12 protein-coding genes are annotated in these 10,684 nt (G+C 69.6%); 5 read left to right on the forward strand and 7 right to left on the reverse strand.

The window, feature by feature from the left end:
* The first annotated feature begins 25 nt into the window (after window positions 1-25).
* The 3 genes from FNM00_RS13465 to FNM00_RS13475 are packed head-to-tail and all read left to right on the forward strand — an operon-like array spanning window position 26 to window position 2,778.
* Window positions 26-727 (forward strand): YoaK family protein, encoded by a 702-nt coding sequence (locus tag FNM00_RS13465; protein WP_236757620.1) that lies wholly within the window; start codon window positions 26-28, stop codon window positions 725-727.
* 4 nt (window positions 728-731) lie between these two features.
* Window positions 732-1,301, forward strand: coding sequence for an HhH-GPD-type base excision DNA repair protein (locus FNM00_RS13470; RefSeq protein WP_087623806.1), 570 nt, complete (start codon window positions 732-734; stop codon window positions 1,299-1,301).
* A complete protein-coding gene (locus FNM00_RS13475) occupies window positions 1,294-2,778 on the forward strand; it encodes an MFS transporter (RefSeq protein ID WP_087623805.1) in 1,485 nt (494 codons plus the stop codon). The genes FNM00_RS13470 and FNM00_RS13475 overlap by 8 nt, the downstream gene beginning before the upstream one ends.
* On the opposite strand, the gene FNM00_RS13480 is transcribed toward FNM00_RS13475, so the two are convergent.
* The 6 genes from FNM00_RS13480 to FNM00_RS13505 are packed head-to-tail and all read right to left on the reverse strand — an operon-like array spanning window position 2,756 to window position 8,311.
* The gene (locus tag FNM00_RS13480) at window positions 2,756-3,931 is read right to left on the reverse strand and encodes a lysophospholipid acyltransferase family protein (RefSeq protein WP_185973148.1); all 1,176 of its coding nucleotides are present in this window, start codon (window positions 3,929-3,931) and stop codon (window positions 2,756-2,758) included. The two genes, FNM00_RS13475 and FNM00_RS13480, sit on opposite strands and share 23 nt — an antisense overlap.
* Window positions 3,928-4,872 (reverse strand): phosphatidate cytidylyltransferase, encoded by a 945-nt coding sequence (locus FNM00_RS13485; protein WP_221933728.1) that lies wholly within the window; start codon window positions 4,870-4,872, stop codon window positions 3,928-3,930. The genes FNM00_RS13480 and FNM00_RS13485 overlap by 4 nt, the downstream gene beginning before the upstream one ends.
* Window positions 4,869-5,459, reverse strand: coding sequence for a CDP-alcohol phosphatidyltransferase family protein (locus FNM00_RS13490; protein WP_087623803.1), 591 nt, complete (start codon window positions 5,457-5,459; stop codon window positions 4,869-4,871). Before FNM00_RS13490 ends, FNM00_RS13485 begins: the two co-directional genes overlap by 4 nt.
* Window positions 5,460-5,504: 45 nt before the next feature.
* Window positions 5,505-6,299: an ABC transporter ATP-binding protein gene (locus FNM00_RS13495; protein ID WP_143914065.1), complete on the reverse strand. Its 795-nt coding sequence runs from the start codon at window positions 6,297-6,299 to the stop codon at window positions 5,505-5,507.
* A complete protein-coding gene (locus tag FNM00_RS13500; RefSeq protein ID WP_246065181.1) occupies window positions 6,300-7,286 on the reverse strand; it encodes a FecCD family ABC transporter permease in 987 nt (328 codons plus the stop codon). It abuts the gene before it with no gap.
* Window positions 7,283-8,311, reverse strand: coding sequence for a FecCD family ABC transporter permease (locus tag FNM00_RS13505; RefSeq protein WP_143914066.1), 1,029 nt, complete (start codon window positions 8,309-8,311; stop codon window positions 7,283-7,285). The genes FNM00_RS13500 and FNM00_RS13505 overlap by 4 nt, the downstream gene beginning before the upstream one ends.
* 92 nt (window positions 8,312-8,403) lie before the next feature.
* On the opposite strand from FNM00_RS13505, the gene FNM00_RS13510 reads away from it, so the two are divergent.
* Window positions 8,404-9,390: an iron-siderophore ABC transporter substrate-binding protein gene (locus tag FNM00_RS13510; RefSeq protein WP_143914067.1), complete on the forward strand. Its 987-nt coding sequence runs from the start codon at window positions 8,404-8,406 to the stop codon at window positions 9,388-9,390.
* 5 nt (window positions 9,391-9,395) lie between these two features.
* Window positions 9,396-10,211: a siderophore-interacting protein gene (locus FNM00_RS13515; RefSeq protein ID WP_143914068.1), complete on the forward strand. Its 816-nt coding sequence runs from the start codon at window positions 9,396-9,398 to the stop codon at window positions 10,209-10,211.
* An 11-nt stretch (window positions 10,212-10,222) separates the two neighbouring features.
* Here FNM00_RS13515 and FNM00_RS13520 read toward each other — a convergent pair.
* A partial coding sequence (locus FNM00_RS13520; RefSeq protein WP_143914069.1) for an HNH endonuclease occupies window positions 10,223-10,684 on the reverse strand: 462 nt, incomplete at its 5' end.

A 10,684-nucleotide genomic window follows, 5' to 3' on the forward strand; every position in this document is an offset into this window, starting at 1 on the left:
TCCACTGTAACGGCATGATCGGGTCGTGACTCCGCGCCTCCGTACCGCCCGCCTACGCGTCCGGCTCATGCTCGCCCTCACCTTTTCCACAGGGGTCGTCGACGCCGTCTGCTATCTCGGACTGGACCGGGTGTTCACCGCCAATATGACCGGCAATGTCGTCATCCTCGGCATGGGCTTGGCCGGAGCCGACGGTCTCTCGGTCGCCGGTCCCCTGCTCGCCCTGGCGGGTTTCATGACAGGGGCCGCCGTCGGCGGCCGGATCCTGCGGAGCTCCGCCGCCACGTGGACCTCCCGGACCACCGCCGCGCTGTGCTTCGTAGCCCTCGTCGTGGCATCGGTCGCCATCGGGTCGGCCACGATCGCTGCCTTCGACGCGCCGAACAGGAGCCTGGCCTTGTCGGTCACCGCCTTGCTCGGGTCGGCCATGGGTCTGCAGGCCGCCACAGCGCGCTCACTGGCGGTGCCCGATGTCACGACGGTGGCGGTGACCGCGACGGTGATCCACCTGTCCAGCGACGTGACCTCAGGTGTCGCCGAGCAAGGCGCCTCGGCCCGGCGCGTGCTGGCCATCGGACTGCTGCTCGCCGGGGCCGCAGTCGGCGCGCTGCTGCTGCACTGGCACCTGGCCGCGGGCCTGTCCCTGGCGGCGGCGACATGTGTCGTCGTCGCCGCGATCGGCGTCAGTGCGCACCGGCGCCTCGAGAACGAGTCGGTGGGAGACTAGAGCCATGGCACTGCACATCACGGACGACCCGGCCGCCGACGAGCTGTTGACCCAGAATCCGCTCGCGCTGTTGATCGGCATGCTGCTCGATCAGCAGGTGGCGATGGAGACCGCCTTCGCCGGGCCGCTGAAGATCCGCGAACGGGTCGGCGCGGTCGACGCACCGACGCTCGCGTCCTATGACCCCGAGGCCCTGGAGCAGGCCTTCCGTCAGACTCCCGCCGTCCACCGTTATCCCGGGTCGATGGCCAAGCGGGTGCAGGCGCTGTGCGCGGAGATCGAGAGCCGGTGGGGCGGCCGGGCCGAGTCGATCTGGACCGAGGGCGATCCGGATGGCAAGGAGGTCCTGAAGCGTCTCAAGGCACTTCCTGGTTTCGGCGATCAGAAGGCCAGGATCTTCCTCGCGCTGCTCGGCAAGCAGTACGGCTTCCAGGGAGCCGGCTGGCGTGAGGCTGCCGGTGATTACGGCGATGACGGCTCGTATCGCTCGGTCGCCGACATCACGAGTCCGGAGTCACTCGTCAAGGTCCGCGAGTTCAAGAGGGCGATGAAGGCCGCCGCCAAGAATGGCTGAGACCGGGTTCGCCCCGGAGCAGCGGCAGGTCCTCCCGACGATCCTCGTCCCCGCTTTCCTCTCGCTGCTCAGCGTCTCGATCGTCAACGTCGCCCTCCCCGCCATCGAGACCTCGCTGGGAGCCGGCACGTCCGGCCTCCAATGGGTCATCTCGGGCTACGCGCTCGCCTTCGGTGTCCTGCTGGTCGCCGCTGGACGAGCAGGTGACCTCTGGGGACGTGGAAGGCTCTTCATCCTCGGACTCGCCCTCTTCGCCATCGGATCCCTCGCCTCAGGACTCGCACCGAGTATCGCCGTGCTCAACCTCGCACGAGCCCTCATGGGGATCGGGTCGGGCCTGCTGACTCCCCAGGTCAGCGGCATCATCCAGCAGTTCTTCCAAGGGGAGTCGCGCGGGCGTGCCTTCGGTGCCCTCGGCTCGGCCGTCGGCGTCTCTGTCGCGATCGGCCCGGTGCTGGGCGGTGTGTTCATCACATCCCTGGGTCCCGAATGGGGATGGCGCTGGTGCTTCCTGATCAACGTGCCGATCGCCATCGGGGGCATTGTGGCAGCTCGCGTCTTCCTGCCGCCGTCGGCCTGGAAGGCGGCCTACACCGAGACCGATCTGTCGCCGCCCCGGTCAGGACGCCGACGGGTGGACTTCGATCCGGTCGGCATGCTCCTGCTCGCTCTCGCCACCTTGTTCATCATGGTGTCCTTCATGGAGGCGGGCCTCGGAGCGTGGGTCTGGAGCCTGCTCGTCCTCGGCGTGGGCCTGGTCATCGCCTGGGTGAGATGGGAGTTGCGGTACCGGCGCATCGGCCGGACTCCGATGGTCGACATGCAGCTCTTCCGCACGCGCTCCTTCGCCAGTGGAGCCCTGCTCTCGACGCTCTACTTCCTCGGTTACACCAGTCTCTGGCTGCTCGTCGCCCAGTACATGCAGATCGGTCTGGGCCATGACGCCCTCGTGGCCGGGATGATCGGACTACCCGCCGCATTCGCCGGCGCGATCACGGCTCCTATCGCCGGGCGATATGTGGTCCGGGTCGGGCAGGGGATCGTGCTGTGGGGCCTCGGGGTCGGGGTGCTCGGGCTGCTGCTCAGCGCGGCGGTCGTGCTCCTGCACGGACGGAGCGGTGTGACCGAATGGTGGCTGCTGGGCACCTTGATGCTCACCGGTGTCGGCCAGGGTATGGTCGTCTCCCCCAATCAGACGCTCGCCCTCGCTGAGGTGCCGCTGCGGTACGCGGGCAGCGCCGGTGGGGTGCTGCAGACGGGTCAGCGCATCGGAACGTCGGTCGGGATCGCGGTGATCACGACCATCGCCTTCAGCGTGGCCGCGTCATCGGGATGGGACGTCGCTCTCGCGGTCGGCTTCAGCGCGATCATCGCCGTGGCGGGAGTCGCGATGCTCGTGGGAGCGTACGACCTCGCCGCCAGTCGCCGCGAACGAGACCTCGGAGGTGAGGGCGCTAGCTCCACGCCCGCACGATGAGTGTGATGGCGATGGTGAAACCGAGTGCGGTCGCCACGAGATAGGGACCGTACAGTCGTCGCAGCCAGGGGTGAAGCACGCGCGCGAGCACGGTCAGCGCCGCTGCGATGACGAGCATCCGCGCCCCGCGTTCGACGGTCGCCCAGCCGGCCAGCGCGGCCAGGTCGATGCCCTGCTCGCCCGCGGCCTGGGCGTAGAGCTTGACGGGGATCCCGTTCAGGGCCTGGTGGAGTATGCCGCTCGCTCCGCCCTCGGCGAGGTGCTCCTCCACGACAGTGCGCATCCGGTCGGTGGTCCAGGGTGTAACGACCAGCACGTCGCGGGTCGCGAGCCAGGCATTGACGACCACTCCGGTCACCGAGCCGATGACGATCGACAGGGCCCACGACGGCACGCGTCGCGGCACGGCGACGGCGAGAAACACCAACGCCATCTCCGCCATGATGGGCCAGCTCAAGGCCTCGGAGAATCCCCACAGGAAGGCCACGACCAACCCGACGGGGCTGGTCACCAGCCGCGCGATCGCCTGCCATACGCGGGAGATGCGCGGCTCGGCCGGGCCGCGCTCTGCCAGCGTGACGACCTCGTCCCGCAGCCGCTCCGGTGTCGCATCCTCGGGTGCCAGCGGGACGCCGAGTCGCAGTTCCATCGCACCGGGCGCGAACCGGCCGTTCTTCGGCAGCAGGTCGCGGGTCCCGAGGAGAGCGGCGGGAACGATCTCGGCATCGCAGTCGCGGGCGAGCCGCGTGGCGCCGGAGGCGAACTCACCGACGGTGCCGTCCTGGGTGCGCGTGCCCTCCGGATAGATCACGACGGTGCGTCCGGCAGAGAGCGCGGGACGGGCCGCGTCGAGCAGTGCGGCGTAGGCGCCACCCTCACCCCGGCGCACGGGTAGCGCCCCCGCGAGGCCGGTCACCAGGCCGCGGCGCCACCACACGTCGAACCAGTAGTCCGCCGCGGCGGCGAACACCGGATAGGCAGATACCGGGAGCCCGGCCAGCAGCACGGCGGTGTCGGCATGTGAGGAGTGGTTGGCCACGACGATCCGTCCGCGGCGCTCTCCCGGCCACCGCCCGGTCACGCGCAGCCCGCCGGCGAGGGTGCAGGCCAGTCGCCAGAGCAGATGCCGCAAGAGCGCGGGAAGGTATCTCACATCAGCACCGCGGCGAGCGGGAGCACCAACAGCAGCGAGTCGATCCGATCGAGCAGCCCGCCGAAGCCGGGCAGCCACTCCCCCGCGTCCTTGACCTTGGCACGGCGTTTGATCATCGACTCGAGCAGGTCGCCGAGCACCCCACCGAAGGCGACGGCGATCAGCAGGCCGACCGAGATCGTGCCGAGCAAGGTGAGCACCAGGAAGGCGCCGATCATCGCTCCGACGAGACCTCCGACCGTCTTGTTGGGGCTGAGCGGCGACAACGGACGACGGGCCCAGCCGAAGCGTTTGAACCCCTTGCCGCCGCACCACGCGGCCACGTCGGTGGCGGCCGCGGCGAAGACCACCACGAAGGCGTCCTCCCAGAGGATCACCAGATGGGCCAGGGACCAGCAGATCCAGACGGAGCCGAAGCCACTGAAGGCGGACCGACTGACCCCGTCCGCGGTGTCGCCGGACAGGATCGCGGGAAGAGCGCACAGCAGCACGACGAGGGGCGCGAGCGCGAGGAGCGAGGGCGTCTGCCAGGCGGCCAGCGGGTACACGACCGCGAGCGCGTACAAGATGGCGCTGTCCCAGGGACGAAGGCCGACCAGCTTCGTGTACTCGCGCACGGCGACGAGGGCGAGGACGATCGCGAGCACTGCGGTGGGGCCGCGGCCGAACCAGATCGGCAGGCCCACCACCGGCACGATGAGCACCCAGGTGGTCCACTTCTGCACCAGCTCGCGCTTGCGGGAGATCGCGACGGCGATGCCGCTGAGTGCGAGCAGGGTCATCGTCACCCAGAAGAAGAACACGCTCCGGCCGGAGACGTCGACGCTGATCGGGCCGAGGTCGAAGTCCAGGCTCAGCGACTCGCGATCGAGGTTGAGAATGCCGACGTAGACATCGAGCAGCCAGTCCGGCAGGGCCGAGGGAGAGTCCGGTCCGTTCACGCGGCACTCAGCTCCCGGTGGGTGGCGATCAGCCGGGTGACCGCGGTGACGAGGGATCCGGCCACGATGATCCAGGCGATCCAGATGGTCCAGGCCGGGACGATCGAGGCGATGATGACCAACAGACAGCGCTCGGTCTTGCCGAGCGGCCCACCGTTGCGGCGGGTCGCGCCCGCGCCGGCCGCCGCGAGGGACGCGAAGGTGGGGAGTGTGGCCGCGACCGCGGCGATCACCACGACGAGTGCCACGTCGACCCCGTCGGTGCGCCAGGCCAGGACAGCCAGGCCGCCCATGACCACGAGATCGCTCAGTCGATCGCCGATCTCGTTGAGCACGAAACCCCACGGGCGGCTGACCTCACGGGCGCGGGCGACGGCACCGTCGAGATTGGCCCCCGCCAGACGGATGGCGAGGAAGAGGATGACGAGGGGCCACCACGCGTAGGCGACCGCGACGGCCGCGAGGCAGGCCCCGATGATCCCCACGAAGGTGAAGAGATCGGGACTGAGGCCACGACGGACGGCTCCTCGCACGAACATGTCCAGACGCCTGCTGTACCAGGGCTTCAGCGCATAGAGTCCGCGCACGCGATCTCCTCTCCGTCCCGGACCGCATCGTACGCGACGGTCGTCTCAGAGCGACGGAGCCCGCGGCACGACGAGCGGGGTCCCGGTCTCCGGATCGTCGATGACGACGCACCGGAGTCCGAAGACCTCTTCGACCAGGTGCGCGGTCACGACCTCCCGCGCCACGCCGGACGCGCGGATCTGACCGTCTCGCATCGCGATGACATGGCTGGCGTATCGGGCCGCGTGGTTGAGATCGTGCAGCACGGCCACCACCGTCACGCCGCGGCGGTTGAGAGCCGCGAAGAGATCCATGAGCTCGACCTGATGGGCGATGTCGAGGAAGGTCGTGGGCTCGTCGAGCAGCAGGATGCCGGCCTGCTGGGCAAGTGCCATCGCGACCCACACGCGTTGACGCTGGCCGCCCGACAGCTCGTCGACGCGGCGATCTGCCAGTGCAGTGGTGTCCGTCTGCTCCAGCGCGAGATCGACGGCCGCAGCGTCCTCGGAGGTCGACGGTCGCCACCAGGCCTGGTGCGGGAATCGGCCCCGGCCGACGAGCTCGCGCACGGTGATGCCGTCGGGAGCCGACGCCGTCTGCGGCAACAACCCCACCTGCCGGGCGAAGTCCTTCGGTGGATGGTCGCCGGCGGCCCGGCCGTCGAGCACGACGGTGCCCGCCTTCGGGCTGAGCAGACGCGCCAGAGCACGCAGCAGTGTCGACTTACCGCACGCATTCGGACCGACGATCGCCGTGAATCCTCCGTCGGGCACCGCTACGGACAGATTCTCGGCGACGATGCGGCGCTCGTAACCGAGGGTCAGCTCCTCGGCGACGAGACGAGCGGGTGACGAGGACATTCAGCGCCTCCTGGTTTCCGCGGCGAGCAGCCACACGAGGTAGCAGCCGCCGATGACGACGGTGACGGTGCCGACGGGAACTCCCCCAGGCAGCGCATGCTGCGCGACCCCATCGGCGAGCACCAGGACGAGTGCGCCGACGGCGGCCGATGCGATGAGCGGAAGCCCTGCCGAGCGGGTGATGCGTGCGGCGACCTGAGGTGCCGCGAGAGCGATGAAGGCGATCGGTCCGACCAGCGCGGTAGGCACCGCCACGAGCACGACGCCGATGACGAGCAGCGCGAGACGGGCCGGTTCAACCCGCACGCCGTGGGCGCGCGAGGTGTCGTCACCGAGTTCCAGCTGTCGCAGGCTCGGTGCGACGGCCCGCAGTGTCGCGGTCGCCAGCAGAAGCGTGCCGCCGAGCACCCACGCATCGGTCGCATTGGTGAGCGAGAAGGAGCCGGCTCCCCAGATCGCGGCACCCAATGCCACCTCGAGCTGGGCGCGCATCAACAGCCAGGTGTTCAACGCCGACATCATCGCGGTGACGCCGACGCCGACGACCACCAGCCGGAAGCCGAGCACCCCCTGGCGGAAGGCGAGGACATAGACGATGGCGGCCGTGCCGAGACCGCCCACGATGGCCCCGACGGTGGCTCCGCCGAGGCCCAGACCGAGCACCGTCATCGCGATCAGCGCACCGGTGTAGGCGCCAGTCGAGAAGCCGATGACATCCGGGGACCCGAGCGGATTGGCCGTGAGGCTCTGGAAGATGGCGCCCGAGACCCCTAGACAGGCGCCCACGAGCAGGGCGGAGACCACCCGCGGTAACCGCCACTCGACGACCACGGTGTGGTCGAAGCCCGTCGACGGATCGACGAGTGCTCGCACCACTTGTGACACGGACATCGGATAGTCCCCGAAGCCGAGCGTGACGATCGCCGCCAGCAGCGCGACCGTCAGGAGCAGGGCGGTGGTCAACCGGGTACGCAGCAGCGTGGTCACAGCGAGACCACCTGTCGACGCCGGACGATCGCGATCAGCACGGGGGCCCCGACGAAGGCGGTGACGACCCCGACCGGCAACTCGCCATTGGGCAGCGCGACCCGGCCCAGGATGTCCGACGCCAGCACCAGCACCGGCCCGAGCACCGCGCTCACCCCGATGATCCAGCGTTGATCGAGTCCGACGAGCGCGCGGGCCGCATGGGGGATCATCAGTCCGACGAACACGATGGGGCCGGCGACCGCCGTCGCACTTCCCGCCAGCAGGGTGATGCACAGGAGAGCCACCACGCGCGTCCGAAACAGTCGGGCTCCGAGGGCACGAGCCGTGTCGTCGCCGAGCGCGGTCGCATTGAGACTGGGCGTGATCGCCATGGCCATCACGAGGCCGAGCAGGATGAAGGCGATGACCGGGGCGGCGTGCTCCCACCCACGTCCCTCCAGGGATCCGGCATTCCAGACACGCATCGTGTTGAAGGCCTTCGGATCGGCCAGCACGATCGCCCGCGTGACGCCGGCGAGGACGGACCCGAAGGCGACGCCGGCGAGGACGAGGCGGGCCGACGATGTTCCCGATCCCCCGATCGCGAAGACCGCGAGCGCGGTCACCAGCGCGCCGGCGAAGGCGAAGGGCAAGGTGGCGAGCGTGCCCGAGACACCGAGGAATCCCACGCCGAGGGCGACGGTGAAGGCCGAGCCCGCACTCACGCCCAGGATCCCGGGGTCGGCCAGCGGGTTGCGGGTCAACGCCTGGATCACCGCACCGGCCACGGCGAGGCCCGCGCCGACGACGATCGCCGCGACCATCCGGGGCACTCGGGTCTCACGGACGATCGTCGTGGCGGTCGGGTCATCCGGCGACCCCCACAAGGCCTCGATCACCCGCCGTACCGACAGGGACTCCGCACCGACGGCGATACTCACCGCCGCAGCCACCACCAGAGCCAGCAGCGCGAGCACGATGACGGTCTGACGGCGCCCTCGGACGGACGAGCGCCCGGTGGCGGGAGGGGACGAAGGAGGCATCAGGCAATGAGTTTAGGCTTGCCTACGTCAGAGTTCGCTTCCTGGGCAGTCCCGGGACGAGCCACCACAGCATCGGAGGGGAATCCGCACCCATGCACTATCGACTCACGGCGGCCGTGGCCGCACTCGCCCTCTCGCTCGGGCTCACCGCGTGCGGCGCCGACGACTCCGAGGGGACCGCGGGCAAGGGGGCGGCCGGCGATGACTTCCCCGCGACCGTCGCCACCGAGTTCGGCGATGTCACGATCGACGAAGCGCCGGAGCGCGTCGTCGCCCTCGGTTGGGGCGATGCCGAGACGGCGCTCGCCCTCGGTGTCCAGCCGGTCGGCGCCTCGGACTGGCTCGGCTTCGAAGGCGAGGGCGTGGGCCCGTGGGCGGACGGCCTGTACGACGAGGCTCCCGAGCTCATCGGGACGCTGGAGCCGTCCTACGAGCAGATCGCGTCGTTGAAGCCCGACCTCATCCTCGACGTCAAGAGCTCCGGGGAGCAGGAGCGCTACGACCGGCTCTCGCAGATCGCGCCGACCGTGGCGATCCCCGAGGGCAAGCAGTCCTTCCTCACCTCGATGGAGGAGCAGGTGGCGATGATCTCCACGGCGCTCGGTGCGCCGGAGAAGGGTGAGGAGCTGCTCGCCGATGTCGAGCAGCAGTTCGCCGATGCCGCCGCCGAGCATCCGGAGTTCCAGGACAAGACCATCTCGGTCGCCGCCTTCACGTCCGAGGGCTGGGGCGCCTATATCCAGGGCAATGAGCGGGTGGCCTTCATGGAACGGCTGGGATTCGAGCAGAACCCGGCCATCGAGGAGCTCACCCCGGAGGACTTCACCGCGAAGCTCGCCAATGAGCAGATCGGCGTGCTCGACGCGGATCTGCTGGTGGTGTTCCCCATCTGGCTGCCGGCGACCGATGTGACCGATCAGCCCCTCTTCCAGCAGATCCCGGCGGTCCAGGAGGGCCGCTCGATCGTGTTCACCGACGATGATGAGGACATCCGTCAGTCCTACTCGGCGAACACGGTCCTATCGGTGCCCTTCGCCCTCGAGTCGGTGGTGCCGATGCTGGCGGACGCGGTCGGCTGAGCTCGGTGGCCGCTGAGCGGTTGGCGAGCGGGCGCGGGCGCAAGCCCGCGGACGCGCGTGTCCGCCGGGCCCGGGTGCTCCGTCGCGAGGATGTCTCGCCTTCGTTCGTCCGGCTGACGTTCGGCCCTGACGAGCCGAGCGCGCCCTTCCCGCTGGCGCCGATCGGCGCGGACCAGTGGTTCCGGCTGTTCTTCACCGCCGACGGCTCCGCGCTCCATCTGCCGTCGGGTGGCGCGGACGGTTGGTACGTCCGGTTGCGCGAGATGCCCGATGACGAACGTCCGACGGTGCGTAACTACACCGCCCGCCGGGTCGGCCAGGGTGACGACGCCTGGTGGATCGAGGTCGACTTTCTCTTGCACCACGATTCGGAGGGGCAACTCGAAGGGGTTGCGGCGCAGTGGGCCGCGGCGGTGGCGCCAGGGACAGAGGTCGGCCTGCTCGACCAGGGGGCGATCTTCTCCTGGCCCGATGACGGGGGCGCTGCCCTGATCGTGACCGATGCGACCGGCCTGCCGGGTGTCGAGGCGGCGCTCCGTGAGCTTCCCGAGTACGCCGAGGTGACGGTGGTGGCCGATATCCCGACGGAAGGGGATCGCCGGCCACTCACCTCACCTGCGATGGTGAAGGAGAGGTGGGCCGTCCACGCGGCGGGGAACGACTGGTCCGACTCGATGGGTGATCTCGATCTCGAGGTCGACTATGTCTATGCGGTCGGCAGCTCCACGCTCGCCCTCGAGGTCCGGGCGCGAGCACTCGCCGCCGGCGTGGACTCTCAGCGAATCGACTTCTGCAGCTACTGGCGTCCGCCCCGGGTGTGAGGTCACTCCGGTCAGCTGGCGTGAGCGAGCTGTCGTCGTCGGTGGCGTGGGTCGGCACCGGGCAGGAGGCGGCCATGGCGGTCGCGGAACTCATGGGTCGTGGGGTCGATGACGAGTGCTCCGGCGTGAACCGCGCGATGGCATCTCGGACACAGCCCGATGAGGTTGGCGAGGTCGGTGGGTCCACCGCGGGACCACCAGATGATGTGGTGGATATGCACCACGGGTGCCCGGCATCCCGGTGAGGCGCATTGGTGTCCTTGTCGGGCGAGGACCGCAGTCCGTTGCCGGGGTGTCGCCAGGCGGCTGGATCTGCCGACGTCGAGGACGGCGTCTTTGCCCCCGGTGGCGATGGGGGTGATGTCGGCTTCGCAGATCATCTCCTGCAGCTGGCGGATGCCGATGGTCCCGAACCCCACCAACTCACCGGACCCGCTGTCGTTCATCAACGTCGACGCGTCGATCGTCAGGGC

The organism is Aeromicrobium piscarium, assembly GCF_007421815.1.
GTDB classification, from domain to species: domain Bacteria; phylum Actinomycetota; class Actinomycetes; order Propionibacteriales; family Nocardioidaceae; genus Aeromicrobium; species Aeromicrobium piscarium.

Coding starts and splice junctions, on each gene's coding strand:
- FNM00_RS13470 (WP_087623806.1), top strand. CDS start 732: ATGGCACTGCACATCACGGACGACCCGGCCGCCGACGAGCTGTTGACC.
- FNM00_RS13475 (WP_087623805.1), top strand. CDS start 1,294: ATGGCTGAGACCGGGTTCGCCCCGGAGCAGCGGCAGGTCCTCCCGACG.
- FNM00_RS13495 (WP_143914065.1), bottom strand. CDS start 6,299: ATGTCCTCGTCACCCGCTCGTCTCGTCGCCGAGGAGCTGACCCTCGGT.
- FNM00_RS13505 (WP_143914066.1), bottom strand. CDS start 8,311: ATGCCTCCTTCGTCCCCTCCCGCCACCGGGCGCTCGTCCGTCCGAGGG.
- FNM00_RS13510 (WP_143914067.1), top strand. CDS start 8,404: ATGCACTATCGACTCACGGCGGCCGTGGCCGCACTCGCCCTCTCGCTC.